Annotated in this window: 30 protein-coding genes and 2 other annotated features; of the genes, 26 read left to right on the forward strand and 4 right to left on the reverse strand. The window is 46.3% G+C overall.

Translation table 11 applies throughout. The features are described 5' to 3' along the window. The first annotated feature begins 8 nt into the window (after positions 1 to 8). The 17 genes from CZ502_RS01330 (at position 9) to CZ502_RS01410 (ending at position 12,639) form a co-directional block, all read left to right on the forward strand. Complete coding sequence (locus CZ502_RS01330; RefSeq protein WP_234982432.1) at positions 9 to 1,388, forward strand: replication initiation and membrane attachment family protein; 1,380 nt, start codon at positions 9 to 11, stop codon at positions 1,386 to 1,388. 14 nt (positions 1,389 to 1,402) lie between these two features. Next, the gene (gene dnaI / locus CZ502_RS01335; RefSeq protein ID WP_076459316.1) at positions 1,403 to 2,344 is read left to right on the forward strand and encodes a primosomal protein DnaI; all 942 of its coding nucleotides are present in this window, start codon (positions 1,403 to 1,405) and stop codon (positions 2,342 to 2,344) included. A gap of 46 nt (positions 2,345 to 2,390) precedes the next feature. Then, positions 2,391 to 2,523 (forward strand) — a sequence feature (ribosomal protein L20 leader region). Positions 2,524 to 2,566: 43 nt separating this feature from the next. Further along, complete coding sequence (gene infC, locus CZ502_RS01340) at positions 2,567 to 3,079, forward strand: translation initiation factor IF-3 (protein ID WP_076459317.1); 513 nt, start codon at positions 2,567 to 2,569, stop codon at positions 3,077 to 3,079. A gap of 24 nt (positions 3,080 to 3,103) precedes the next feature. Then, entirely contained in the window at positions 3,104 to 3,301 is a 198-nt protein-coding gene (gene rpmI / locus CZ502_RS01345) for a 50S ribosomal protein L35 (RefSeq protein ID WP_076459318.1), read from the forward strand. Positions 3,302 to 3,345: 44 nt separating this feature from the next. After that, positions 3,346 to 3,699 carry a 50S ribosomal protein L20 gene (rplT, locus tag CZ502_RS01350; protein WP_076459319.1) on the forward strand — a complete coding sequence of 118 codons (354 nt, stop codon included), beginning with the start codon at positions 3,346 to 3,348 and terminating at the stop codon, positions 3,697 to 3,699. Positions 3,700 to 3,829: 130 nt separating this feature from the next. After that, complete coding sequence (locus CZ502_RS01355; RefSeq protein ID WP_076459320.1) at positions 3,830 to 4,360, forward strand: YqeG family HAD IIIA-type phosphatase; 531 nt, start codon at positions 3,830 to 3,832, stop codon at positions 4,358 to 4,360. Then, positions 4,353 to 5,477: a ribosome biogenesis GTPase YqeH gene (gene yqeH, locus CZ502_RS01360; protein WP_076459321.1), complete on the forward strand. Its 1,125-nt coding sequence runs from the start codon at positions 4,353 to 4,355 to the stop codon at positions 5,475 to 5,477. The genes CZ502_RS01355 and yqeH overlap by 8 nt, the downstream gene beginning before the upstream one ends. Positions 5,478 to 5,494: 17 nt before the next feature. After that, positions 5,495 to 5,806 (forward strand): ribosome assembly RNA-binding protein YhbY, encoded by a 312-nt coding sequence (yhbY, locus tag CZ502_RS01365; RefSeq protein ID WP_076459322.1) that lies wholly within the window; start codon positions 5,495 to 5,497, stop codon positions 5,804 to 5,806. A gap of 19 nt (positions 5,807 to 5,825) precedes the next feature. Further along, positions 5,826 to 6,470: a nicotinate-nucleotide adenylyltransferase gene (locus CZ502_RS01370; protein WP_076459323.1), complete on the forward strand. Its 645-nt coding sequence runs from the start codon at positions 5,826 to 5,828 to the stop codon at positions 6,468 to 6,470. Continuing rightward, positions 6,424 to 7,077 (forward strand): bis(5'-nucleosyl)-tetraphosphatase (symmetrical) YqeK, encoded by a 654-nt coding sequence (gene yqeK / locus CZ502_RS01375; RefSeq protein ID WP_438267728.1) that lies wholly within the window; start codon positions 6,424 to 6,426, stop codon positions 7,075 to 7,077. Before CZ502_RS01370 ends, yqeK begins: the two co-directional genes overlap by 47 nt. Then, a complete protein-coding gene (rsfS, locus tag CZ502_RS01380; RefSeq protein ID WP_076459325.1) occupies positions 7,077 to 7,433 on the forward strand; it encodes a ribosome silencing factor in 357 nt (118 codons plus the stop codon). The genes yqeK and rsfS overlap by 1 nt, the downstream gene beginning before the upstream one ends. After that, positions 7,433 to 8,167 carry a class I SAM-dependent DNA methyltransferase gene (locus tag CZ502_RS01385; protein ID WP_076459326.1) on the forward strand — a complete coding sequence of 245 codons (735 nt, stop codon included), beginning with the start codon at positions 7,433 to 7,435 and terminating at the stop codon, positions 8,165 to 8,167. The genes rsfS and CZ502_RS01385 overlap by 1 nt, the downstream gene beginning before the upstream one ends. Positions 8,168 to 8,179: 12 nt before the next feature. After that, a complete protein-coding gene (locus tag CZ502_RS01390) occupies positions 8,180 to 9,316 on the forward strand; it encodes a nucleotidyltransferase (protein ID WP_076459327.1) in 1,137 nt (378 codons plus the stop codon). Positions 9,317 to 9,444: 128 nt separating this feature from the next. Further along, positions 9,445 to 10,002: a DUF177 domain-containing protein gene (locus tag CZ502_RS01395; RefSeq protein WP_076459328.1), complete on the forward strand. Its 558-nt coding sequence runs from the start codon at positions 9,445 to 9,447 to the stop codon at positions 10,000 to 10,002. Between the two features lie 52 nt (positions 10,003 to 10,054). Beyond that, complete coding sequence (rpmF, locus tag CZ502_RS01400; RefSeq protein ID WP_003664092.1) at positions 10,055 to 10,234, forward strand: 50S ribosomal protein L32; 180 nt, start codon at positions 10,055 to 10,057, stop codon at positions 10,232 to 10,234. Positions 10,235 to 10,456: 222 nt separating this feature from the next. Next, positions 10,457 to 11,143 carry a response regulator transcription factor gene (locus tag CZ502_RS01405; protein ID WP_076459329.1) on the forward strand — a complete coding sequence of 229 codons (687 nt, stop codon included), beginning with the start codon at positions 10,457 to 10,459 and terminating at the stop codon, positions 11,141 to 11,143. An 11-nt stretch (positions 11,144 to 11,154) separates the two neighbouring features. Beyond that, positions 11,155 to 12,639 carry a HAMP domain-containing sensor histidine kinase gene (locus tag CZ502_RS01410; protein ID WP_076459330.1) on the forward strand — a complete coding sequence of 495 codons (1,485 nt, stop codon included), beginning with the start codon at positions 11,155 to 11,157 and terminating at the stop codon, positions 12,637 to 12,639. Between the two features lie 155 nt (positions 12,640 to 12,794). On the opposite strand, the gene CZ502_RS01415 is transcribed toward CZ502_RS01410, so the two are convergent. The 4 genes from CZ502_RS01415 to CZ502_RS01430 form a co-directional block, all read right to left on the reverse strand. Further along, positions 12,795 to 14,129: an MATE family efflux transporter gene (locus CZ502_RS01415; protein ID WP_076459331.1), complete on the reverse strand. Its 1,335-nt coding sequence runs from the start codon at positions 14,127 to 14,129 to the stop codon at positions 12,795 to 12,797. A 140-nt stretch (positions 14,130 to 14,269) separates the two neighbouring features. After that, complete coding sequence (locus CZ502_RS01420) at positions 14,270 to 14,680, reverse strand: peptide deformylase (protein WP_076459332.1); 411 nt, start codon at positions 14,678 to 14,680, stop codon at positions 14,270 to 14,272. 64 nt (positions 14,681 to 14,744) lie between these two features. Further along, positions 14,745 to 15,698 carry a membrane protein insertase YidC gene (gene yidC / locus CZ502_RS01425; RefSeq protein WP_076459333.1) on the reverse strand — a complete coding sequence of 318 codons (954 nt, stop codon included), beginning with the start codon at positions 15,696 to 15,698 and terminating at the stop codon, positions 14,745 to 14,747. Positions 15,699 to 15,789: 91 nt separating this feature from the next. Further along, positions 15,790 to 16,065 (reverse strand): acylphosphatase, encoded by a 276-nt coding sequence (locus CZ502_RS01430; RefSeq protein ID WP_076459334.1) that lies wholly within the window; start codon positions 16,063 to 16,065, stop codon positions 15,790 to 15,792. A 96-nt stretch (positions 16,066 to 16,161) separates the two neighbouring features. Between CZ502_RS01430 and CZ502_RS01435 the strand changes: the two genes are divergently transcribed. From CZ502_RS01435 to CZ502_RS01475, 9 genes are all read left to right on the forward strand, one after another. Continuing rightward, positions 16,162 to 16,941, forward strand: coding sequence for a TrmH family RNA methyltransferase (locus CZ502_RS01435; RefSeq protein ID WP_076459335.1), 780 nt, complete (start codon positions 16,162 to 16,164; stop codon positions 16,939 to 16,941). 75 nt (positions 16,942 to 17,016) lie between these two features. Then, positions 17,017 to 17,523, forward strand: coding sequence for an HD domain-containing protein (locus CZ502_RS01440; RefSeq protein ID WP_076459336.1), 507 nt, complete (start codon positions 17,017 to 17,019; stop codon positions 17,521 to 17,523). 18 nt (positions 17,524 to 17,541) lie between these two features. Next, complete coding sequence (locus CZ502_RS01445) at positions 17,542 to 17,880, forward strand: winged helix-turn-helix transcriptional regulator (protein WP_076459337.1); 339 nt, start codon at positions 17,542 to 17,544, stop codon at positions 17,878 to 17,880. A 57-nt stretch (positions 17,881 to 17,937) separates the two neighbouring features. Beyond that, positions 17,938 to 18,144, forward strand: a binding site (T-box leader). A 39-nt stretch (positions 18,145 to 18,183) separates the two neighbouring features. After that, complete coding sequence (gene pheS, locus CZ502_RS01450) at positions 18,184 to 19,230, forward strand: phenylalanine--tRNA ligase subunit alpha (protein WP_076459338.1); 1,047 nt, start codon at positions 18,184 to 18,186, stop codon at positions 19,228 to 19,230. A 6-nt stretch (positions 19,231 to 19,236) separates the two neighbouring features. Continuing rightward, a complete protein-coding gene (gene pheT, locus CZ502_RS01455) occupies positions 19,237 to 21,654 on the forward strand; it encodes a phenylalanine--tRNA ligase subunit beta (RefSeq protein ID WP_076459339.1) in 2,418 nt (805 codons plus the stop codon). Positions 21,655 to 21,863: 209 nt separating this feature from the next. Next, positions 21,864 to 22,523, forward strand: a complete 660-nt coding sequence (locus CZ502_RS01460; RefSeq protein ID WP_076459340.1) for a C40 family peptidase — start codon at positions 21,864 to 21,866, stop codon at positions 22,521 to 22,523. Positions 22,524 to 22,643: 120 nt separating this feature from the next. Next, complete coding sequence (gene udk / locus CZ502_RS01465; RefSeq protein ID WP_076459341.1) at positions 22,644 to 23,300, forward strand: uridine kinase; 657 nt, start codon at positions 22,644 to 22,646, stop codon at positions 23,298 to 23,300. 65 nt (positions 23,301 to 23,365) lie between these two features. Beyond that, positions 23,366 to 23,842: a transcription elongation factor GreA gene (greA, locus tag CZ502_RS01470; protein ID WP_076459342.1), complete on the forward strand. Its 477-nt coding sequence runs from the start codon at positions 23,366 to 23,368 to the stop codon at positions 23,840 to 23,842. A 142-nt stretch (positions 23,843 to 23,984) separates the two neighbouring features. Then, positions 23,985 to 24,395, forward strand: coding sequence for a HesB/YadR/YfhF family protein (locus tag CZ502_RS01475; RefSeq protein WP_076459343.1), 411 nt, complete (start codon positions 23,985 to 23,987; stop codon positions 24,393 to 24,395). Positions 24,396 to 24,423: the final 28 nt, after the last annotated feature.

The following is a 24,423-nucleotide window of genomic DNA, read 5'->3' on the forward strand; positions in this document are numbered from 1 at the left end:
GGATGACAATGGCTGCTTCAACAACATTTGATCCGCAGGCGGGGTACCTTGTTACAGCTAGTCCGTCATTTGTTAATTTTAGTGATGAGACACTTGCAACCTTTTACCAGCCAATTCTCGGCCCGGCGGCTTTTAGCCTGTTTTACGCGTTGAAAGCCCAATTGATCCCCCAACCGACGATTGCTGCCCGGCGGATGCAAAGTGGCTTACTTGCCCAGTTAAATGCCGGCGGACAGCAGGTTAGCCAGGCCCTCCATCGCCTTGAAGCCGTTGGGTTAGTACAGACATTTTTCCAGCATGATGACCTGGGGGATGTTTATGTTTACCAGCTTCAGTCGACGTTAACCCCTGAGCAGTTTGTTGATGATAACCTCTTAAGCATCTTGCTTTTAGAGGAGGTTGGTGACCAAGCTTTTACCCAGTTGGTCAGTCGTGGTCGGCAATTCCAGTTGGCCTCAGAGAATACCCAGCTGAAAAATGTCAGCCACCACTTTTTTGATGAATTCCATGTCGATTCCCGGTCAATCACCGCAACACCACCAGTGATTGCTAACTTGCGCAAGACTGCCCCGGTGGAGAAAAAGCCAGCAATTGATGAGCAAGTAGCGAGTGATTTTGATTGGCCAGCGTTAAATAGTTTGCTGGCTAACCAGCCGGTCGTTAAAGAAGACCTAGAGGCGCACCGTGACCTGATTCAAATCGAACACCAGCTATATGGAATTGATGAACCGACAATGAAAAGGCTGATTTTACGGTCGGTTGATTTGCGCAATAACCATTTTGACGCCAAAAAGTTTAAGCGTGTGGTTGCCTCAACCTATAACATCGTCTATTCATCGACCAAGGACAAGGATAAAGTTGCAGAAGACAACCGTGACCATGGTCAAGAGCAACCAGGCAATTTGACTGCCCAAGACCGGCAGCTATTAGCGAGTGTCGCTAAGTGGGCGCCAGTTGAGTTCTTACAGGTATTAAAGGGACAGACGGGCGGTTATGTTACTTCTGGCGAACGCTACCTGTTAACCCGGCTGGTTGAGGAAGAAAAGCTGCCAAACGATGCGATCAATGTGTTAACCTGGTACGTCATTGCTGACCAGGGAAAGTCAACCTTGAGTGCAAACTTTGTTGATGCGATTGCCAATAATTGGATTAGGAACAAAGTCACTGATGCTAAAGGTGCCCTTGTTCAGCTGAAGAGTCATAATAAGCAGGTAAAAGAGCCAAAGCAACGGCAGCCACGCCGGCGTAATAACTGGCGGAAGACGATTAATGAACCGATGCCAGAGTGGAGTAAAAAAGATAGTAGTGAGCTAACTAAAAAGGCATCAACGCAAGCGGTTGCGAAACTAAAAGAGCGGATTGCCAAGCGAAAAAAGGAAGCTAACTAAAGGAGGTGATAGCGATGCAATCATTGAACAAAACGCTTCAGGAGATGATGCGGGGACAAAACATTGCTGGTGCCTTGCAAAAGACAATGCAACAGGTCTATCAGGATAAGGATGTCCAGGAATTTTTGACGAGCAATCGTGACCGGTTAACTAAGGATGCCCTTAAACGGGGGTCATCAAAACTCTATGAATTTTTCCACGAGAAACAGTTAATTGCTCGCGGTGCCGCCTCGGTTGCCCCCGGTTATTCACCACAATTGATAATGAATGCTGGACAGATTGACGTGACATACGTGCCGACCAAGCAACTGATTGAAAAACAACATCGCCAACATATTCAGCAATTGGTTAAGTCAATTAATATGCCGAAGTTTATTCGTAATGCCTCCTTTGAAAATTTCTATGCTGATGAGGAGACCGGTACTAGTACCCGGGTTGCGGCAATCAGTGCCGCAATGGATTTTACTGATAACTTCCAAGCGGGGCATTTCCAACCTGGCCTATACTTATATGGTAATTTTGGGGTAGGAAAAACTTACTTGCTTGGTGCGATTGCTAACGAGTTGGCGAAGGGGCAGGGCATCGCCACCACGATGGTTCATTTTCCGAGCTTTGCGGTTGAAATGCGGAATTCAATTAAGGATAACAATACTGGGCAAAAATTGGATGCGGTAAAGAAGGCCCCAATTTTGATGCTTGATGATATTGGTGCTGATGCGATGTCCACCTGGGTACGGGATGATATCTTAGGTGTAATTCTCGAATACCGGATGCAAGAAGAACTACCGACTTTCTTTAGTTCTAACTTCTCAATGGATGAATTAGAGCATAACCACCTGGCGATTAATAGCCAGGGAGATAATGAACCCTTGAAAGCAGCGCGAATTATGGAGCGAATTAAGTTTTTATCTCGTGAGTTGCCGATGACCGGGAAAAATTTACGGGCAAAAGGATAATTGCCTTGACATTATAAAGACAGTTTAGTATGCTAGTAAACGTTGAAAGAAAAAGCAGAAGCACCCGCTTCTCGCCTAGGTGATTAGGATTGCCGGGCTGACGAGATGAAATATGGTCAGACATTGATGTCTGTTACTATTAAGCGGGGTGCAATCTGCACCCCGCTTTTTTGCTTGATCTTTCGCTAATAAAATTGGAGGTGCGTTGCCATAGCTCAAGATATGATTGTCAATAACGGTATTCGTGCACGGGAAGTGCGGTTAATCGGTCAAAATGGTGAACAATTAGGCATTAAGTCTAAGCGTGAAGCCTTACAGCTAGCTGAAGAAGCTAACCTTGACCTGGTATTAGTTGCACCAAAGGCACGCCCAGCTGTTGCCCGGATTATGGATTACGGGAAGTACCGTTTCGAGATGCAAAAGAAAGAGCGTGAAGCTCGTAAGAAGCAAAAGACGATAACGGTCAAGGAAATTCGCCTTAGTCCATCGATCGACACGAATGACTTCAATGTTAAGTTGAAGCGGGTTCGTAAGTTTATCTCCAAGGGTGACAAAGTCCGGATTTCACTACGGTTCCGTGGTCGTGCAATTACCCATAAGGATATCGGTCGTGACATGATTGAACGGATGGCTGAAGAAACTTCAGACATCGCTACTGTTGTTCAACGTCCGAAGATGGAAGGGCGGAGCATTTTCTTAACTCTTGCCCCAGCTGCTGATAAAGCAAAAAATTAATTTTACGAAAGTAGGGAATTACTTATGCCAAAGATGAAGAGTAACCGCGCTGCTGCCAAGCGTTTTAAGCGTACTGCAAATGGTGGATTCAAGAGTGCTAACTCATTTACTAGCCACCGTTTCCACGGTAAGACAAAGAAGCAACGTCGTCAATTACGTGGCTTGAGCATGATGGACAAGTCCAACGTAAAGCGTTTCAAGAAGTTATTACCATTCAAGTAAACTTCACTTAAATAAATAATTAATATACGTAGGAGGATTTCAACATGCGAGTTAAAGGTGGAACTGTTACGCGCGCACGTCGTAAGCGCATTATGAAGTTAGCAAAGGGTTACCGTGGGTCAAAGCACCGTCTTTTTAAGACTGCTAAGGACCAAGTGATGAAGAGTTACACTTACGCTTTCCGTGACCGGAAGGTTAACAAGCGTAAGTTCCGTGAACTCTGGATTGCCCGGATCAACGCTGCTGCCCGGATGAATGACATTAGCTACAGCAAGTTGATGCACGGTTTGAAGCTTGCTAACATCGACATTAACCGGAAGATGTTAGCTGACTTAGCTGTTAACGATGCTGATGCATTCAAGGCACTTGTTGACGAAGCTAAGAAGGCTCTTAACTAAGCTAATAATATTGACCACTTATGGTGCGTAAGCATGATAGAGTGGTCTTTTTTATTAGTTGCGTTTAAGTAAGAATCCAGGATATAATTAATCATTAGAGCAAATTATGATATTTTGATGAGGTGCTATTTTGTTAGAAATATTTAAGCCAACATGGATGGTTAAAACAATTTATTCTGTTTCCCCCGCACAGTTAAAGCAGCAGGGGATCCGGGCAGTCTTTAGTGATTTAGATAATACATTGATTGCGTGGAATAATCCCGATGGTACGCCGGAACTACAGAAGTGGATGCAAGAACTTCGTGATGCCCACATCCCGTTAATTGTGATTTCTAATAATAGTAAGGCGCGGGTAGCTAAGGCCACCCACAACTTGGATTTGCCGTTTGTATCGCGTTCTTTGAAGCCATTGAGCTTTGGGATCGACCGCGCCCGGCAAAAGCTAGGCCTCAGTAAGAATGAAGTCGTGATGGTTGGTGACCAATTGATGACGGATGTGGTTGCTGCAAACCAAGCAGGGGTTCGGAGCATCCTGGTCCAACCATTATTAAATACTGATAAGTGGGATACGCGAATTAACCGCTTCTTTGAACGACGTGTATGGAAGCAATTATTAGAAAAATATCCAGAATTAACATGGCAGGAGGATTTGAATGACTGAAGAAGGACAAAATGAAGCATTACGTTGCATTGGCTGTGGGAGTATTATCCAGACTGATGACCCCCAGGGACTCGGTTACACTCCTAACTCAGCTTTGGAAAAGGGGAAGGAGACGGGTGAACTATATTGCCAGCGGTGTTTCCGCTTGCGGCACTATAATGAAATTGCCCCCGTTTCCCTGACGGATGATGACTTTCTTCGGCTGCTTAACCAGATTCGCGATGCCAAGGCGTTAATCGTGTATGTTGTCGACATCTTTGACTTTAACGGGAGCTTGATTCCGGGATTGCACCGCTTTGTCGGTGACAACCCAATCTTGCTGGTCGGCAACAAAGAAGACCTACTTCCGCGTTCACTCCGGCGGCCGAAATTGCAGGACTGGATTCGCCAACAGGCTAACCTGGCGGGCTTGCGGCCAATTGACACGGTCCTTGTTTCTGCAAAGAAGAACCATGAAATTGACCAGTTGCTGGACGTAATTGAAAAGTACCGGCAGGACCGTGATGTTTACGTTGTCGGCGTGACAAATGTTGGTAAATCAACCTTAATTAACCAGATTATTAAGCAGAAGACCGGTGTCCAGGAACTGATCACTACTTCGCGCTTCCCAGGAACGACCCTCGATAAGATTGAAATTCCACTGGATGACGGGCACGTGTTAGTCGATACGCCAGGAATTATCCACCAGGAGCAGATGGCCCACGTTCTTTCGCCAACGGAACTTAAAATTGTGGCACCACAAAAAGAGATCAAGCCGAAGACCTACCAGCTAAATGCTGAACAAACATTATTCCTGGGTGGTGTCGCTCGCTTTGATTACCTCCGTGGTGAACGGAAAGGGATGGTGGCCTACTTTGATAATAACCTCCCAATTCACCGCACGAAATTGGCGAACGCCGATCGTTTTTATCAAAAACACTTAGGAACGCTACTGACACCACCGGTAATGGATGAACGGGAGAACTTTCCCGAACTGGAGCGGTACGAGTTCCACTTAGAAAAGAAGAGCGATGTTGTCTTTGAAGGCCTTGGCTGGATTACTGTTCCTGCCGATACGGCGGTGGCAGCGTGGGTGCCGAAGGGTGTCGGGGCACTTGTTCGCCGGGCAATGATTTAGTTTGAAAGGAAATTATTATGCAATTAAGAGGAAAACAAAAGCGTTTTTTGCGTTCGCAGGCTAACCACCTCCAACCACTTTTTTCAGTAGGAAAGGACGGCCTAACTGATAATTGGCTTGCTCAACTTGACGGTGCATTGGATCGTCGTGAACTAATTAAGGTTAGTATCCTCCAAAATGCGGATGTAACAACTGATGAGGTCCGCGAGATGATTGAAAGCAAGACCGATATTCAAGTAGTCCAAGTCATTGGGCGGGTGCTTGTATTATTCAAGGTATCCGCTAACCGTGATGCACGGGACTTATCATTGCGGGTTGCTAATATCTAAGTGAAGTGGAAGTGATTTTGTGCACAGCAATGAGGTAGTAGAAAATGTTCAAACCCAAGTACAGCCAGAAGTGAAAGTATTTAACCGTCGAAAACGGGTAGGGCTATACGGCGGAACGTTTAATCCTATTCATAATGCCCACTTATTTGTTGCTGACCAGGTCGGCCATGCCTTGTGCTTGGACCGGGTTGACTTTATGCCGGATGCCAAGCCACCGCATGTTGACAAAAAACACTCAATTGATCCCCAGCTTCGTTTACAGATGATCCAACTAGCGATTAAGGATAACCCGTTTCTTGGAATTGAGACTAGTGAGATTCGCCGCGGAGGGGTTAGCTATACCTATGACACTATTAAATCCCTCGTTGAGCAACATCCCGATACTGAATACTACTTCATTATCGGCGGGGACATGGTTGACTATCTCCATAAGTGGTACCGGATTGATGACTTGATTAAGCTGCCACACTTTCACTTTGTCGGTGTCCAGCGAGAAGGCGCTAAAAATGAGACTGCCTATCCCGTAATTTGGGTTGATGTCCCGGAGGTTGATTTTAGTTCAACGGCAATTCGGGAACGGATTAGAAATGGCCAGTCGATTAAGTATATGGTTCCAGATGCAGTTGCAAAATTTATTAAGGAGCATCAGTTATACCGTGACTAAAGAAATTAGTTATCAAAAAAATTATGTGCCACTGACTCGTGACGAGTTAGTTGACCGACTACGGAAGGCATTGCGGGAAAAACGTTTTCAGCACGTGCTACGGGTTGAGCAAACGGCAATTGAATTAGCAAAAAAGAACGGCGTTGATGTTGAAAAGGCCAGTATTGCTGGCTTGTGCCACGACTATGCTAAACAACGGCCTGCCGAAGACTTTATCGCTGAGATTAAGAAAAAGGGGCTTGATCCGGACCTCCTTAATTATGGAAATGCCATTTGGCACGGGGTTGTCGGGGCCGAGCTGGTTAAGGATGAACTAGGAATTTGGGATGAAGATATTTTAAATGCCGTTCGTCACCATACGACCGGGGCGCCGGTGATGACCAAGTTAGAACAAGTCATCTACATGGCTGACTATATCGAGCCTGGCCGTGATTTTGCGGGGGTCGATAAGGCACGTGAGATTACAGCAGCCGACTTGGGGGCTGGTGTTGCTTACCAGACGAAGCAGACATTAGAATACCTTATCACCCGTGCTAAGCCTGTCTATCCGAAGACAATTGAGACTTATAACGCGTGGGTTCCACAATATGAAGGGAAGATCGATTAATGAACAGTAAAGATTTATTACAAATGGTTATTGAAGCCGCTGATGGCCGGCGTGCTGAAGACATCGTGGCATTGAAAGTTGACGAAATTAGCCCGATGGCGGACTACTTTGTCATTATGACTGGTGGTTCGGACCGCCAAGTGCAGGCAATTACAAACGCAATTGTCGAAAAAGCCCATGAAAAAAAGCTTGAAATTGGCAGTGTTGAAGGGAAGAACCATGCTAAGTGGGTCCTAATTGACCTTGGTGATGTTGTCGTTCACGTTTTCCGTGAAGAAACGCGGCAGTTTTATAACCTTGAAAAGTTATGGTCTGATGCGCCACTAGTAGACATTAATGAGTGGGTTAAGGACTAATGATTTACCATAGCTTCGCCCAGTTATATGACCAGCTATTTGACCCTGCAATGTATAGCAAGTGGCGGGATTTTACGGTCGAGAATATTCCTGCTGGTGCTGATATTTTGGATCTGGCGGGAGGAAGCGGTCGTTTAGCAGTGATGCTTGCTCCTGACCACCAGGTGACGGTTGCGGATTTTTCAGCAGACATGTTAAGCCTCGCTGACCAGCATGCCGCTGCCGCCGGGGTGGATTTACAACTAGTTGAGGTTGATATGCGTGACCTCCACCAGCTACCGACTTATGATGCCATTACCTGCTACGCTGATTCGCTATGTTACCTGGAAAACCCAGCAGATGTACAGGCAACGTTCACCGAGGTTGCTAACCACTTACGGCCAGCGGGGGTCTTTTTGTTTGATCTCATCACCCCTTACCAGACTGATGAAGTTTATCCGGGATACATGTACAATTATCAAGATGATGATGGTCAACGGGCATTTATGTGGCAAAGTTATGCTAATGATGATGTTGAACACGGGGTGATTCATGACCTGACCTTCTTCAACCGGCTGCAAAGTGGCGACTATCAGCGGGTCAGTGAGACTCACTATGAACGAACCTATGACCTGCCAGTGCTTGAGGAGATGCTGAAAAACGCGGGCTTCAAGTCAATCGCTGTTGGGGCCAACTTCACAACGACGGCTTTACCAGCTAAGGCGCGCCGGTGGTTTTTTAAGTGTCAAAAGTAAAGGAGAAATTCGATGAAGGCAGTAGGGCTTGTTGTTGAGTATAATCCATTTCATAATGGCCACCTTTACCATCTCCGCCAAGCAAAGCAGCGGACAGGGGCAGATGTCGTTATCGCGGTGATGAGTGGTAACTTTACTCAGCGGGGGGAGCCGACAATTGTTGATAAATGGGCACGTGCCCGGGCAGCACTAGCAAATGGGGTTGACCTGGTTATTGAGTTGCCCATTTTTTATGCGGTTCAGCCGGCCCACCGTTTTGCCGCTGGTGCAATGCGGCTGTTGGCGGCGTTAGGGGTTGATACGCTAGTATTTGGTGCCGAGCATCCGGAATGGGACTTTGCCCAGCTTGTCAGTGCAGAGCGGGCATTTGACCAGGCAGGCTTTAGCAAGTACAATGCCACGTTTGCAACGCAGTTTAACGAGCAGCTAAAAGCACGCACCGGCGTGACCCTGGTTGACCCTAATGATATCCTGGCCTTTGCCTACACCAAGGCTAACCTGCAAAATAATTATGGGATGAAACTTTTGCCAATCCAGCGGCAAGGAAGTAATTACCACGATGAAGAGATTATTGGCAAGATTGCAAGTGCAACTGCTGTCCGTGAGGCTGTCCAGCGTCATGATCTGACCTACCAGCAGGCAGTTCCACCAACAATGGCGACTGCCTTAGCCAAGCAGACGGTTGTTCCAGCCTGGTCAGCCCTGTATCCGCTATTGCGGAATCAGCTTATTCAAGCACCGGTTTCTTACCTGGCAACAACCTACCTGATGGCTGAAGGATTGGAGTACCGGATGAAAGAAGGGGCGCAACGGAGCACGGATTTTGCATCCTTTATGAAGTATGTGAAGACAAAGCGGTACACCTATGCGCACCTTTTACGGGTTAGCCTATATACCCTGCTGCAGTTCAGCCAAGCGATTATCGCCAACCACGAGCAGGAGCCGTACCTTCACGTCCTCGGTTTCGATCAGCGGGGCCGCCAGTACTTACACGATGTTAAAAAGGACCTCGCCATGCCCCTAATTACGAAGGTTGACCAGGACTTGCGCGATAATCGATTAAACCTTGACTACCGGGCCGGCAAACTCTACCAATTATTTACCCCCGTTGAGCAAGACTTAAAACATCCCCCAGTTATATTTAATTAACGCCAGCGCAAATGTTTGATAAAATAAGAAGGGAAATTGTTACCCCAAAAAGGTTGTCAAGGAAAAAACATTGACAACCCTTCTAGGGACTAGTATAATTGCACATGTTGCATTAGGAGGTTAGTACGGTGAAATGGTCGTTAGCCGAATTACATCGTTATCAAGATGAACCACTTCATATTCAAAGTACTTTTGATCTGAACGCATCATTAACGAAGATGTTTCCAGAGACTATCTTAGCTGTTCAACCAGTTAAAGTTGATGGTTACGTTACTTATGACGATGGTGATGCGACGATTAGTGCCCACGTTAAGACGACACTGACCGTCCCATCCAGTCGTTCGTTAACACCCGTTCAATTACCACTCGATTTTACGTTTACTGAGACGTATACCGATGATCGCTCACACCTTTCTCGTTATGAGGACGAGAACGATGTTATCTTTCTCCTTGAAAAGGGGGAGATGATTGACTTCGATACTGCCCTTGCAGAGAATATCGTTGAGCAGGTACCATTGCGGGTCCTTTCTGCCGAAGAGGAGTCTGGCAAGCCAATGCCAAACGGAAAAGGGTGGAGCGTTATCTCAGAAGATGATTACGAAGCCAGTAAGCAGAAAGATAAAAAAGTTGATCCACGTCTCGCTAAGTTGCAAAAACTTTTTCCTGATCAGGATGATAAGAAATAGCGGACGGTTAAAAACCAATGTGGATAATTTCATTTCTTAGGAGGTGTCAAACATGGCTGTTCCAGCACGGAAGACTTCAAAGACTAAGAAGCGTATGCGTCGGGGTCACATCAAGTTAAATGTACCTGGCCTTACCCCTTGCCCAAACTGTGGTGAACTTCGCAAGTCACACATGGTATGCCCAAGTTGTGGTTACTACGATGGCAAGCAAGTTGTTAACACTAACAACTAATTAAGTTAAAAACTATCCTTTAGGCGCCGGACCTGGGATAGTTTTTTATTTTTAAATTTTTCTCAGAAATTAAGAAATAATCGTGTTATAATCTACATCTTTGATAAAACAATATTAAAAACATTAAGAATGCTGGGGTTTATTAGAAAATTGTGATAAAATTATTGTGTTTTATTAATACGAATACCAAATAAAAGATTATAAATAGTAGGTGAATTATTAATGAGTCGAATTTTAATTATTGAGGATGAGGAAAATTTAGCAAACTTTGTTGAACTCGAATTAAAGCATGAGGGGTACGACACTGATGTTGAATTAGATGGCCGGGCAGGATTAGATGCTGCGCTGAGCCAAGACTTTGACGTTATCTTATTGGACTTAATGCTCCCAGAATTAAACGGGATTGAAGTTGCTCGCCGGGTGCGGGAACTAAAGGACACTCCGATTATCATCATGACTGCCCGTGATTCCGTAATTGACCGGGTTTCCGGGCTAGACCACGGGGCAGACGATTACATTGTAAAGCCATTTGCCATAGAAGAATTATTAGCGCGGGTCCGAGCACTATTGCGGCGGATCAGTATTGAAGATGGCAACAACAAGGAACACCAGACAACGGTTAACTACAAGGACCTGACAATTGAAAAGGAAAACAGGGTTGTTCGCCGGGGGGACGAAGTAATTAACTTAACAAAGCGGGAATACGAATTGCTGCTGATTTTGATGGAAAATATCAATGTGGTAATGTCGCGGAAAGACCTCTTGAGTAAGGTGTGGGGCTATGACTCCAAGGTTGAAACAAACGTTGTTGATGTTTATATCCGTTACCTCCGTAACAAGATTGACCGCCCTGGTGAAAAGAGTTACATCCAGACAGTGCGGGGGACGGGATACGTTATTCGTTCCTAGGATGACGCGCCATGGATGAAAAAGTTGAACGACGGTTTGTGTCGTTAAAGATTAAGTGGGCATTTGGGACGGCTGTGGGGTCGCTAATCATCTTTATGGTGGTTGTCTTTGCCTTGTTTACTTCCTTTACCCAAAACCTGTTTCGCCAGGAACGGCAGCTCATCAATGAGGGGATGACAAACATTACCCGCCAGCTGGGGACGATTAACCAGCCGTTGACACGAAAAAACATCAGTCATTTAATTGATCCCAGCAATGACGGGACTCAGCTTATTTCCGGTGAGGAGTACCAACGGCCAGTGGTAAAAGAACTGAGTGACGGTCACCTGGTGGTCAACGTCTATAATCCAGACGGAAAAAATATTTTAAGCACGGGCCACTACATCAAGGCGCCACGTTTTTCGACGGCCCGCAGCATTCGGGTGGCCGAGGGGCCGGACCATGATGTTCTCGTTGGACAAGCTCCCGTATACGCGCAAAAGTCACGACAATTAATTGGTTACTTGCAGGTTGAAAATAACCTTAACTCGTATAACCGCAGTTACCACCAATTATGGTTGGTCTGCGTTTTGGCGATGTGTTTAGTCATCATTGCCAGTGGCTTGTTGGGGTACTTCCTGTCGCTCTTCTTGTTGCAGCCGCTGGATAACATCCACGACACGGTTAAGGAGATTAGCAAGGATCCAACTAAGGACGTGCGGGTACCAGTCGTTAATCGCAATGATGAGCTGGCTGAGCTGACTACTATGTTTAATGACATGCTTGATCGGATGCAGCGTTACATCGACCAGCAGAGTCAATTTGTTAGTGACGTCAGTCATGAGCTACGGACACCGGTAGCGATTATCCAGGGACACCTCGACATGTTGCAACGGTGGGGTAAAGATGATCCGAAGGTGTTGGATGACTCCATTAAGGCAACGTTGATTGAGATTAAGCGGATGAAAAACCTTGTTCAGGAAATGTTGGACCTTAGTCGGGCAGAACAAGTTGAAATTAATTTCCGTAACCAGCATACCGTGGTTAATGATGTTGTTCACCAAGTGTTTAACAACTTTAAGATGCTCTATCCGGAATTTACCTTCCGGCTAGACGATGACCTAAAGGAACCAATTACGGTCGATATTTACCGCGACCACTTGGAACAAGTCCTCGTAATTTTGTGTGATAATGCTGTTAAGTATTCAACAGAGGACCGGCAAGAGATCCACCTGATTCTTTCGCGGGGGATGAATACGGTTGAGATTGGTGTGCAGGACTTCGGTGAAGGAATTTCGCCGGAAAATGTTAAGCGGGTCTTTGACCGTTTCTACCGGGTAGATAAAGCCCGCAGCCGCAAGAAGGGTGGCAATGGCCTTGGCCTGTCGATTGCCAAACGGTTAATCGAGGGTTATCATGGATCAATTAGTCTTGAGAGTTCGGTCGGTGCCGGCTCACTCTTTAGAATTGTGCTGCCAATTGCCGATGACCCGGAGGAAAAAATCACTGCAAAGTAAAATGAGGCTGGGAATAAACTCAGCCTCTTTACTATTTTAAAAAATATTAATGTTACAGCGCGGTAGCTGGCTGGATTCTGAACGTTGATAAATCAACGCCCAGAACGCCTAGCCATCCTCGCGGGGGTTCGAAGACAAAGTCCAAAATCAAGATTTTAGACTTTTTTCTCACTCCATTTTCGTAATGCATTAAGCCGCTGGAAGATAATGATTGCTCCTAGGCAAGTGATTATTAACTCAGTGAAAGGAACAGCGGCCCAGACCCCATTGATTCCAGCAAACTTAGCTAGGAAGAAGATCGCGGGTAATAAGATGATGTAGCCACGTAAGATTGACAGGGTAAAGGAAGCTCTAGCAGCGCCGATGGCAGTTAGGAATAAGATAAACAGCAGGTTTAGCGCGCTGAAGAAGACACTGACGAAATAAATTGGCAGGCCGACGCTGGCGTAGGTAACTAATTGGCTTGAATGAGCTGTGTTAAATAGCTCAATAATTGGTAACTTGAAGGCGATTAAAATAATAAAACTGACTGCCGCCAACGAAAGGGTAATCACAATTCCGTTTTTGAGACTAGTGGCAACGTTGCGGTAGTCATGCAGGCCAAACTCACGACTGGCAATTGGCTGAACCCCCAGGGCAACCCCATTGGCAATTGCTAAGACGACAATTGCGATGTTGGAAATAACCCCATAGGCCGCCACAGCATAGTTATTCGCTAATTGAAGCAGGACGTGGTTAAAGAAGTAGATGCTAACCCCTGTGCTGAGTTCGTTTAGCGCGGCAGCCACCCCGAGGCGGGCTGCTCGCCAAACGTTTTTAATCCGGGGCATGGTCCAGTGTAGTTCGAGCTGCCGGTTAGGAAAACGCCGGTGGAAACTTAGGACAGCGAGACTGATTGCCGGCGAAAAGAGCACGGCGAGGGCTGCCCCCTCAATCTTCAAGCCCAAGCCAAAGATGAAGAACCAATCGATCACAATGACTGACAGCGTCTCAGTTAACGTGGCCTTCATTGTCAGCGTCGGGTTATTGTCGTTGCGGACAAAGTTAATCGAAATATAGTTGACCATGTACAACGGGCCGCTCCAAGAGATAATGCGTAAGTAGGTCAGGGCCATCTGGCGCGTCGCATCATCTGCTCCGAGGAAATTAACGACGGGAACCGCGAAAATGTTTAATAAGACGGCTAGGATTAGACCAAAAGTAGACGCAAAAATCATCAGTTGGCTGTAGAGCGACCGGACTTTTTCGGGGTGCATCACTTTGTTTAACGAGAAGATGGTCGCCCCACCAACACCCAGCAGTAGGCCGGTACCGTTGAACACGTTGAATAATGGCAACACCAGGTTAAGGGTAGTCAGCCCCATCGCCCCGGCGGCAATCGAAATAAAAAGAGTGTCAATGATAACATACATTGACATCCCCAGGGTGGCAATTACGTTTCGTAGGACATAGTGCCGTACTTCAGCCGAAATTGACATTGAAGAATTCATCTAAAGACCTCCACAAACTTATGCTCCCATCCTCCTTGTTGGACGCCTGTTTGAGAAGCATGATTTAATTTTGCGTAAAACCCGGCGATTTTACTTTCCCTATTTCATTCATTGTTATTTTAGCAAATTCATTTTTGCGTTTAAATTATAATCCCGTTACAGTGGTCAATCTCGTGCTGGACAATTTCCGCAGCAAAGTCGCTAAGGTTGAGTGTTTGCTCTTGCCAGGCCAGGTTGAAAAACTTAACGGCGATCTTCTTGAACCGGGTGGTCGGTCGCTTACCGTCAAGGGAAAGACAGCCCTCCTCCGTCTGGTAGGGGAGACTTTTGGCGGTAATTTGGGGGTTAAACATCACGACGTTCATTGGCCCGAGGCTAGCGATGATGATGCTTTTGTTAACGCCAATCATGTTAGCGGCCATCCCGACACACTCCGCCTGGTGGGCAGCAAGGGTGTCCATCAGGTCACGGGCAATCGGCAGGTCAGCCTTACTAGCCGGCTGGGCCTTCTTATTTAATTGCTGTTCGTCTTTAACAATCGGTTTAATCATCGATCAAATTCTCCTTATAGTAAAAGAAGCTGTCCCGTCATCTGGGCAACAGCTTCTTTTTTCGTTATTTTTTGTGGTGTTGCTTACCAGCATTCCGCTGCCGGTTACGGTTGCTATTCTTGGCGCTAGTTGCATTATTACGCAATTGATCAATCGCCTTGCTTGTGTCTGTCGCTGCCTTTGGTGAACTGGCAGGACTAGTAACCGGTGCTTCTGGCATCTTGATCGGGTTGTTCTTACTTTCTTCTTCAATCTTCTTGCGGATCCGTGGCCGGTAAGCATTGACCATCAGGGTCTGGAGAATCGCGAAAAGTCCGCCGATGAAGAAGTAGAGCCCTAACCCGGCAGAGGAACTAATGGAGATAAAGAAGGTCATTACTGGACTCATCCAAATTGCCATCTTCATTTGCTTTTTCTGTTCTTCGGGAACACCGATCAAGCCAAGGTAACTCTGGACAGCGTAAGCAATGAATGAAAGGACTGCTAAGATAAAACTTGGCTTCCCTAAGGCGATGCCAAAGAAGGTCGCATGGTAAAGGTCTGGTGAGTAGCGGATGGCAGCGTATAGGGCAGCAAAGATTGGTAACTGGATCAACAGTGGTAAACAGCCGATCCCCCCAGTCAGACTGATGTTGTTGTCCCGGTACAGGGCCATCATCTGTTGACTAACAGCTGCCTGTTCTTCCGGCGTCTTGGCGGCCTTTTGCTTGGCGGTCAATTCCTTAATCAGTGGTTGCACCTTTGCCATCTTTTCCTGGGTAATCGTTGACTTTTTCATCTGTGAGTACATGACTGGCAATAAGACAGTCCGCACAATCACCACAATCACGATGATTGCCCAGCCGTAGTTGTTGCCCATATGGCTGGCAAGCCACTCCATCAAGTGCTGCATTGGCTTAGCCATATACGTGTATACGAAGCCGTAGGGGCGGCCGCTCTTAGTAGTCCGCACACACCCACTCAGCACCATGAGCAGGGCAAAGAGACCACCGGCAATCGTAATTCGTTTCCGTTTCATATTAGTGAATCAAACTCCCTTTAATTTAAGTTGAAAATTTCAAACTGATAGTAGGTATTTTACCCTATCTAGCCGCTGAATTCTAGCGTTACTATCGGCTGATACTAAAAGAATTATTATAATTTGCTATTTCACCCCGGCTAATCTGGACGTCAATGACCTTGGCATAGGGGGTCGGTCCGGCTTTAATCTGGGTGATTAATTCTTTAACGGCAGCTTCTTGGCCCTGGAGTTCACAGTAGACACTGCCGTCAGCCTGGTTGCGGACTAAGCCAGTTAGTTGTTGGTGATTGGCGAGTTGAAAGACTGCCCAGCGAAAGCCAACTCCCTGGACACGACCGTAAATTGTTAGGTGATAATTAACCATTTTTTACCTCCTTTATAAAAACTTATCGCCTAAAGAGCAAATTGTCCACTCTGAACATGGTATAATTTAAATAAGAGAAGGAGTAATGTTATTAACATGGAACAACTTACATCGATTCACAATCAGCACGTCAAAGATTGGAAAAAGTTACAGACAAAAAAATTCCGCCGGCAAACAGGAACCTACCTCCTCGATGGCTGGCACCTGGTCGAAGAAGCGTCGAAGGCTGGAATTGAGCTAATCCAGCTAATTGGGACAGCTGGCCAGCTTGCCCTGCACAGCGAGCTAGTTGCTAAGGCAGCAGCGTCTTATGAAGTGACAGATGAAATTATGAAACACATTACTGACACGGTTACCCCTCAGGGAATCGCGGCGGTAGTTGCATTGCCTAATGCGCACCAGCTTCCCGCTGGCCCCCTGCACGGTGCATGGCTATTCCTTGACCGGGTACAGGACCCGGGTAATGTTGGGACGATGGTTCGGACTGCCGATGCTGCAGGTTTTACTGGGGTTGTTGTTGGGCAAAAGTCCGCAGACTTGTTTGGCCCTAAGGTAGTGCGGTCAATGCAAGGGAGTCAGTTCCACCTGCAGATGTTTGAAGGGAACCTCCGCAAGTGGATTACCGACTTTAAGCAGGTCAATGCACCGGTCTATGGGACTCAGCTTAATCCGGCCGCCAAGAACTTCCGCTCGGTTGACCCGGGAGAGACCTTTGCCCTGGTAATGGGCAATGAGGGGCAGGGGATGAGTGACGACCTCCTCACGATGACAACTGACAACCTCTACATCCCGATGCGCGGGGAAGCAGAATCATTAAACGTGGCAATTTCCGCGGGAATTTTAATGTTTCAGTTAAATAAGGACCTGGGCAATTAGTTTTTGATTAAATTGATTTATTTTTGCCGGTAAATCGTGTATGATTGATGGCAACAAATAGAAAAGGGGTATTACATGAAATCAAATAATGAATGGCGCAACGATAAGGAGTACGTAGCAATTGTTGCCGATTTATTAGCTCAGCCAGCTGTTAAGAAGTTAGCTAACTATACGCAGCATCACCACTCTAACCGCCTGCAACATTCTATTGCGGTTTCGTATGATAGTTATAAGATTGCCAAGAGGATGCATCTCGACTACCGGAGCACCGCCCGGGCAGGGTTATTGCATGACCTGTTTTATTATGATTGGCGGACGACCAAGTTTAACCTTGGAACGCACGCCTTCATTCACCCACGGGTAGCGCTTCGGAATGCCGAAAAGCTGACCCCGCTAAACAAAAAGGAAAAAGACATTATCCTAAAGCACATGTTTGGTGCGACGCTGGCCGTTCCGCGTTATCCAGAGAGCTTAATCGTTTCGTTAGTTGACGATTTTGAAGCGGAGCACGAATTCTTCGGTCCATTGCGTGCCAAGATGCGCCGGAAGATTAAGAAACGCCGGATGCGGACTACTTGGTAAAGGGAGGATTATTAATTTATGGAGCAATTAGTTACAGATAACGTGATTGATGGTGCCTGTAAATTATGCCCAAAGTTTACTCACACGTTTACGATTTTGGGAAAGAAATGGAATGGATTGATCATCGAAGTCTTATTAGAAAAGGGCAATATGCGGTTTAAAGATATTGCAAATAGCATTGCAAAGTGCAGTGACCGGGTATTGTGTGAGCGACTAAAGGAGCTGGAAGATGAACAGATCGTTAGCCGCAACACCTATGAAGGGTCGAGCCGGGTTGACTATTCGCTTACGGAGCGTGGTCAAGAGTTAGGGCCGGTTATGCAGGCCGTTCATTCCTGGAGTAATAAGTGGATTTAGGGTTAGGCAAATTTTTGCTTGACGCTTAGAAAATGATTGTCTAGAATATGTAATGAATTAAAGGCATTGATGGAAACTAGTAACCGGCAAGCCCTGGCAGAGAGCCACAGCGGATTCTGCAAGCTGTGGTCAGTGGCTGAAGGCGAATTTCATTTCCGGAGCTGATACGTAATGGTATTCCGGTTGATCACCGTTATTGATTAGTTTGAGTGTGCAGGTATAATCCTGCAAACTAGGGTGGTACCGCGAAGCCTCGTCCCTATGTGGGATGGGGCTTTTTGTTTTAGATTAAGGAGTGAAAACATGGGATTAAAAGAGAAACTTGCTGACCTTCGCAACGAGGGATTAGAAGATATCAAGAATTCAAAAGACTTGCAAAAAGTTAACGAAATCCGGGTTAAGATGCTCGGTAAGAAGGGCCCCATTACGTCTGTGCTGCGGGGGATGCGTGATTTAAGCGCTGAAGAACGGCCAAAGGTTGGTCAATTCGCCAATAAGGTCCGTGACGAACTGACTGCGGCGATTGAAGAAAAGCGGGCGGAACTAGAAAAGGCCGCAATGGATGCTAAGCTTGCTGCCCAGACGATTGATGTTACCTTGCCAGGGACCCCGGTTGACCAGGGGCAACCACACGTTATCCAACAAATCATTGACCAGGTAGTTGACCTGTTTGTTTCAATGGGATACGAAGTGGCCGTTGGTGATGAAGTCGAACAAGAAGTATATAACTTTGAAAAGTTGAACTTACCAAAAGACCACCCAGCGCGGGATATGCAGGATACCTTTTACGTTACCCCATCCGTCTTAATGCGGACCCAGACCTCACCAATGCAGGCGCGGATGTTGGAAAAGCATGACTTTAGCCAGGGGCCACTTAAGATGATCTCCCCCGGGAAGGTTTACCGACGTGACACCGATGACGCAACCCACAGCCACCAATTCCACCAGATTGAAGGGATGGTTGTCGGAAAGAACATTACCATGGCAGATTTGAAGGGCACCTTAGAAGCAGTTGCCCAGAACCTGTTTGGTGATAAGTTGCAGGTTCGTTTGCGGCCAAGCTACTTCCCATTTACGGAACCATCAGTAGAAGCTGATATTACCTGCTTTAACTGTCTGGGAAAGGGATGTGCAATTTGTAAGCATACCGGCTGGATTGAAGTTCTCGGTGCCGGGATGGTCCACCCAAATGTCTTGAAGATGTCTGGTGTTGACCCTGAAGAATACGGTGGCTTTGCCTTTGGCCTTGGCCCTGACCGTTTCGCAATGTTGAAGTACGGGGTAGATGATATTCGGAACTTCTACCAAAATGATGTTCGCTTCCTCAGCCAATTTGATCAGAAAGGATAATGTGCAATGAAAGTATCATACCAATGGTTACAAGAATATCTTGATTTAGATGTTAACCCCCGTGACTTAGCGGAAAAAATTGCCCGGACATCCGTTGACATTAATGATGTGTACTCATTAAGTGACGGGTTAAAAAAGATTATCGTGGGGGATGTGGTGAAGTGTGAACCGCATCCTGATTCAGACCACCTCCACGTTTGCCAAGTCGATGTTGGTGAAGATGAACCAATTCAGATCGTCTGTGGGGCACCAAATGTCCAAGAAGGCAAGAAGGTAATTGTCGCCCTTCACGGTGCCCGGATTGCTGATAACCAAAAGATTAAGCGGGGAAAGATCCGTGGCCAACAATCAAACGGGATGCTTTGTGCATTACAAGAAATTGGCTTCAGTGACAAGATTGCGCCGAAGGATTATGAAGACGGCATTTACTTCCTCCCTGACGATGCTAAAGTCGGTACCCCTGTCTTTAGTTACCTGGGGATGGATGACACAATTATCGATACTGATGTAACGCCAAACCGCGGTGATATGCTTAGCATTTACGGCAACGTCAATGATATTGCCGCCTTTTACGGCTTAAAGCCTGATTTCAAGGAGTTGACGGTCAAAGACGAAGCTGCTGAAAAGACCAGTGACTTCCTTCAAGCGGATATTACTGATCCAACGATTGCCCCAACATTTAAGTTGCGGCTAATTAAGGGCGTAAAGGTTGCTGATAGTCCACTATGGCTCCAAATCCGTCTGTGGAACAGCGGAATCCGCCCCGTAAATAACGTGGTCGACGTCACTAATTATGTCCTGCTGAAGTACGGCCAACCGTTGCACAGTTATGACTATGACCAATTACCTGGTCATGACTTTGCAGTTCGCCATGCTGAAGAAGGGGAGAAGTTTACCACCCTTGATGGCGAAGAACAAAGCTTAAAGGCGGATGACATCCTCGTAACTGCCGCCGGGAAGCCCGTTGCCCTTGCTGGAACAATGGGTGGTGAAGGGACTGCCGTCAGTGATCGCACCACAACGGTTGCCCTTGAAGCAGCAATCTTTGACTCAGTAATGGTTCGCAAGCAAGCACGGCGGTTGGACCTGCACAGTGAATCATCAATGCGTTTTGAACGGGGAATTAACCCGGCAACGGTTGAAACGGCGTTAGACGAAGCGGCTGGGATGATTAAGGAGTTAGCCGGTGGTCAAGTGACTGCCGGGATTGTTACCGGGAGTGAAGCAAAGGTTGCTGACAAGCCAATTAAGCTTTCCCTCAGCAAGGTTAACCATGTTTTAGGGACAGCATTGACAATGGACCAGGTAACGAATGTCTTTGACCGCCTTGCCTTTGCCTACCATGTTGATGGGGATGACCAGTTGACGGTAATCGCACCAGCTCGCCGGTGGGATATCAGTATTGCTGCTGACCTCTATGAAGAAATTGCCCGGATCTATGGTTACGATAACCTTCCGTCAACCTTGCCGGTAATGACGAGAAACCGGGGTGGTTTAACGCCACGGCAACGTTTCATCCGGGCAAGCCGGCATGATCTTGAAGGAATGGGACTTAACCAGGCAATCAGCTATTCATTGACAACGGTTGATAAGGCAAAGAAATTCCAGATTGACCCTGTTGATGAACCGATGAAGCTTGACTTCCCAATGAGTTCTGACCACGTTGCAACGCGGATGAACATTATCAGCGGCCTGCTCGATGACATTGCCTACAATGTTGCCCGGAAGGTTGATAACGTTGCCCTTTACGAACAGGGGCGGGTCTTCATTCCTCGTGGTGGTGAACGTCCAGAAGAGCAAGAACACATCGCTGCCGCAGTGACCGGCCAGATGGTTGCCAATAGTTGGAACAAGAAGGACCAGCCGGTTGATTTCTTCCAGCTTAAGGGAATCGTTGAACGCTACCTGCATAATATCGGGGTAGCGGGCAAGGTTACCTATACTGCCACGGCTGAGCGGTCCGATATGCACCCTGGGCGGACAGCTGATATTAAGATCGATGATCAATTAGTTGGTTTCATTGGTCAAGTTCACCCACAAACTGCGAAGGAATACAAGATTCCTGAGACCTATGTCTTTGAACTAAACCTGGAACAACTACTCGCAACTGCTAAGGTCGAAAACGAGTACACCCCGATCAGCAAGTACCCATCAATTACCCGGGATATTGCCTTATTGGTTGATTCAACAGTTGAAAACGCCACGATTGTTGACGCTATTGAACAAAAGGGTGGAGCCTTCTTGAAGAAGGTACACTTGTTTGATGTTTACGAAGGGGTTCACTTACCAGCTGGCAAGAAGTCCCTGGCTTACACATTGACTTACCAAGATGACAATGATACCTTAACTGAAGAACAAGTTAATAAGGCCTTTGATAAGGTTACATCATTCTTAAAGGAACAAGTTAACGCGGAAATCCGTTAATGTGGGTTGCTGCATTAACATTATCGAGAAAAGACTGGAAAAAATTCCAGCCTTTTTTCTATTTTAAAAGTGCAAAACCGTTTCAAATACGTATATATAAATAGGGGCCTAATTATTGCGAGTTGAAGTTTGCAAGATTATCTGCTATTTTATTAATAGTTTGATAAGGCTTTAGAAAAAAATTAATAAAAGAAGGAAACAGGAAAAATATGAAACCAACTACTAAAAAAATTCTTGCATCGTCGTTAGGAATGGCTGGCGCAATGGTCGTTGGGACCGTCAATGCCAAGGCCGACACTACGATTACCGTTAGTGCCGGGGACAACCTAAATAGTATTGCCCAGAAGTACAACGTCTCGACAGATGACTTAGCAGCTGCTAACAATATTCAAAATAAGGAGTTAATTTTTGCGGGGCAAAAGTTGACGATTCCTGGTGAAGATAAGGCCACTGATAACACAGCGGATAAGCCAGCAGTAAGTTCTCCAGTAACAGGACAAGATAAAAACAATAAGGGGGCGGACCACCTGAAGCAGTCCGTCAATAAGGCAATGTCGTACATCGGTACTCCCTATGTTTGGGGCGGAAACAAACCGGGTGGTTTTGACTGTTCGGGCCTTGTCCAGTACTGTTACGGGATTCCGCAGCGGACAACTTATGAGCAACAAGCGCTCGGACCACACATTCATGATAACGTCTTAAACGCGCCGTACGGGGCCCTTGTCTTCTATGGCTCCGATGATGCACCGTACCACGTTGCAATTTCCCTTGGTGACGGGCGGATTCTCCAGGCACCAAACGAAAATGAGACGGTGAAGATTACCGACCAGCAATACTTCCCTGGAAATTACTACGTGGTAATGCACTAAAATGTCTCTTTTAATAATTAATCTTGCTAGTCGTAATTTAACTAAATAATCAGCTTGCGGAACCGCGGTGAGTGCTATATACTATTTCAGATTAGAAAGTTTAATTGAGGAGATAAATTGATGAGCATTCAACAGAATAAGCGTCCCGTTGTTATTGGTGTTACGGGAGGTTCCGGTAGTGGTAAGACTACTGTAAGTAACGCAATTTACAACCAATTGCATGGTCAGGCAATCCAGATCATTACCCAGGATACCTACTACAATGACCAGTCAGAGATGACAATGGCGGAGCGGAAGGCGGTTAATTATGACCACCCGCTGGCCTTTGATACGGACTTGTTGATTGAGCAACTGGCCGCCTTACGGAATAACCAGGCGGTTGAGATGCCGGTATACGATTACAAGCAGTATACTCGTTCGCAGGAGACCGTCCATGTGGAACCGACAGACGTGATCATCTTAGAAGGGATCTTGATCCTTGATGATGAACGTTTGCGGGACTTAATGGACATTAAGGTCTATGTTGACACTGATGACGATATTCGGATTATTCGGCGGATCCAACGGGATATGGTTGAGCGGGGCCGGTCCCTTGACTCAATCATCAACCAGTACCTGGCAACGGTTAAGCCAATGTACCATCAATTTGTTGAACCGACTAAACGCTATGCGGACATTATTGTCCCTGAGGGTGGCGAAAACCAAGTGGCAATTGACTTGCTTTCGACAAAGATTCGCGACATTTTGGTTAAGCGTGGCCACACAGAATTACGATAAGTATTTACAAGTGTGACAAGAAATGTTAATGTGACACTGGATTAATTATGAGGAGTGTTTATTAAATGGCTGAAGAAAAAACTTTTCCAATGACTCTCGAAGGGAAGCAGAAACTGGAAGAGGAACTTGAAGAATATAAGATGAAGCGTCGTCCAGAAGTAATCAAGCGGATAAAGATTGCGCGGAGTTACGGGGACTTGTCAGAAAACTCAGAATACGAGTCAGCCAAGGACGAACAAGCAATGGTTGAAAGCCGGATTGCGCAAATTGAAAACATGCTTCAATATGCGGAAATCATTGATAACGAAGATGTTGATAAGGACGAAGTATCAATGGGCCGGACGATTACCATCCAAGAATTGCCTGATGAAGAACCAGAAGAATACCAAATTGTCGGTGAATCAGAATCCGACCCATTCAAGGGAAAGATTTCAAACGAATCACCAATGGCAAAGGGACTTCTCGGTCACAAGGTTGGCGAAGATGTCGAAGTTGAAGTGCCAAATGGGACAATCAAGGTCAAGATTCTTAAAGTTGAATAAGCTAATAAGGGGTACTAGCATACTGGGATTTTCCGGTTACTAGTACTTTTTTGATCAAGCAGATCACTTGGTTAATGGTGATGGACATGGTACATTGAAAAGTATGAAAGTGCTATCATGAAACAGTGGAGGTGTTACCGTAATGAAATTAGAAATTACAGATGCAGCTAGCAAGTGGTTCCAAGATGAGATGGGTCTCCGTCCCGGCGATGGAATTAAGTTTTACGGCAAGACATACGGTCGGACTGAGGTTCACCATGGCTTTTCCCAGGGCTTCACGCGCGAGGATAAGCCGGTTGAGCCAATCCTTGAATTAAAAAAGGACGGGATCAATTATCACATTGATTCACTTGATGAATGGTTCTTCTCCGGTTTAGTGACGACAGTTGATTACAGTGCCAAGCTAGACGGCCCGGTCTTTCACTTTAAGCATGAAAACGGGGATGATACTCCCGATGTGGCGGGCTTAAAGAAGGATGCAGATGACCACTCTGATAGTAAGGCTGATGCATCAACCAGCGCATCACGCAAGTATGAGGAATATTGGGAATAAAATAGCTAAGACTAAAAAGGGCGCACTC

Origin of the sequence: Limosilactobacillus caccae, assembly GCF_900156885.1 — a bacterium.
GTDB classification, from domain to species: domain Bacteria; phylum Bacillota; class Bacilli; order Lactobacillales; family Lactobacillaceae; genus Limosilactobacillus; species Limosilactobacillus caccae.

Coding starts and splice junctions, on each gene's coding strand:
- pheT (WP_076459339.1), top strand. CDS start 19,237: ATGAAAGTATCATACCAATGGTTACAAGAATATCTTGATTTAGATGTT.
- yqeK (WP_438267728.1), top strand. CDS start 6,424: ATGCAGTTGCAAAATTTATTAAGGAGCATCAGTTATACCGTGACTAAA.
- rsfS (WP_076459325.1), top strand. CDS start 7,077: ATGAACAGTAAAGATTTATTACAAATGGTTATTGAAGCCGCTGATGGC.
- rpmF (WP_003664092.1), top strand. CDS start 10,055: ATGGCTGTTCCAGCACGGAAGACTTCAAAGACTAAGAAGCGTATGCGT.
- CZ502_RS01440 (WP_076459336.1), top strand. CDS start 17,017: ATGAAATCAAATAATGAATGGCGCAACGATAAGGAGTACGTAGCAATT.
- CZ502_RS01460 (WP_076459340.1), top strand. CDS start 21,864: ATGAAACCAACTACTAAAAAAATTCTTGCATCGTCGTTAGGAATGGCT.
- yqeH (WP_076459321.1), top strand. CDS start 4,353: ATGACTGAAGAAGGACAAAATGAAGCATTACGTTGCATTGGCTGTGGG.
- CZ502_RS01410 (WP_076459330.1), top strand. CDS start 11,155: ATGGATGAAAAAGTTGAACGACGGTTTGTGTCGTTAAAGATTAAGTGG.
- yidC (WP_076459333.1), bottom strand. CDS start 15,698: ATGAAACGGAAACGAATTACGATTGCCGGTGGTCTCTTTGCCCTGCTC.
- CZ502_RS01445 (WP_076459337.1), top strand. CDS start 17,542: ATGGAGCAATTAGTTACAGATAACGTGATTGATGGTGCCTGTAAATTA.
- yhbY (WP_076459322.1), top strand. CDS start 5,495: ATGCAATTAAGAGGAAAACAAAAGCGTTTTTTGCGTTCGCAGGCTAAC.
- CZ502_RS01420 (WP_076459332.1), bottom strand. CDS start 14,680: ATGATTAAACCGATTGTTAAAGACGAACAGCAATTAAATAAGAAGGCC.
- pheS (WP_076459338.1), top strand. CDS start 18,184: ATGGGATTAAAAGAGAAACTTGCTGACCTTCGCAACGAGGGATTAGAA.
- CZ502_RS01435 (WP_076459335.1), top strand. CDS start 16,162: ATGGAACAACTTACATCGATTCACAATCAGCACGTCAAAGATTGGAAA.
- rplT (WP_076459319.1), top strand. CDS start 3,346: ATGCGAGTTAAAGGTGGAACTGTTACGCGCGCACGTCGTAAGCGCATT.
- CZ502_RS01405 (WP_076459329.1), top strand. CDS start 10,457: ATGAGTCGAATTTTAATTATTGAGGATGAGGAAAATTTAGCAAACTTT.
- udk (WP_076459341.1), top strand. CDS start 22,644: ATGAGCATTCAACAGAATAAGCGTCCCGTTGTTATTGGTGTTACGGGA.
- CZ502_RS01390 (WP_076459327.1), top strand. CDS start 8,180: ATGAAGGCAGTAGGGCTTGTTGTTGAGTATAATCCATTTCATAATGGC.
- infC (WP_076459317.1), top strand. CDS start 2,567: ATGATTGTCAATAACGGTATTCGTGCACGGGAAGTGCGGTTAATCGGT.
- dnaI (WP_076459316.1), top strand. CDS start 1,403: ATGCAATCATTGAACAAAACGCTTCAGGAGATGATGCGGGGACAAAAC.
- greA (WP_076459342.1), top strand. CDS start 23,366: ATGGCTGAAGAAAAAACTTTTCCAATGACTCTCGAAGGGAAGCAGAAA.
- CZ502_RS01330 (WP_234982432.1), top strand. CDS start 9: ATGGCTGCTTCAACAACATTTGATCCGCAGGCGGGGTACCTTGTTACA.
- CZ502_RS01415 (WP_076459331.1), bottom strand. CDS start 14,129: ATGAATTCTTCAATGTCAATTTCGGCTGAAGTACGGCACTATGTCCTA.
- CZ502_RS01385 (WP_076459326.1), top strand. CDS start 7,433: ATGATTTACCATAGCTTCGCCCAGTTATATGACCAGCTATTTGACCCT.
- CZ502_RS01475 (WP_076459343.1), top strand. CDS start 23,985: ATGAAATTAGAAATTACAGATGCAGCTAGCAAGTGGTTCCAAGATGAG.
- rpmI (WP_076459318.1), top strand. CDS start 3,104: ATGCCAAAGATGAAGAGTAACCGCGCTGCTGCCAAGCGTTTTAAGCGT.
- CZ502_RS01430 (WP_076459334.1), bottom strand. CDS start 16,065: ATGGTTAATTATCACCTAACAATTTACGGTCGTGTCCAGGGAGTTGGC.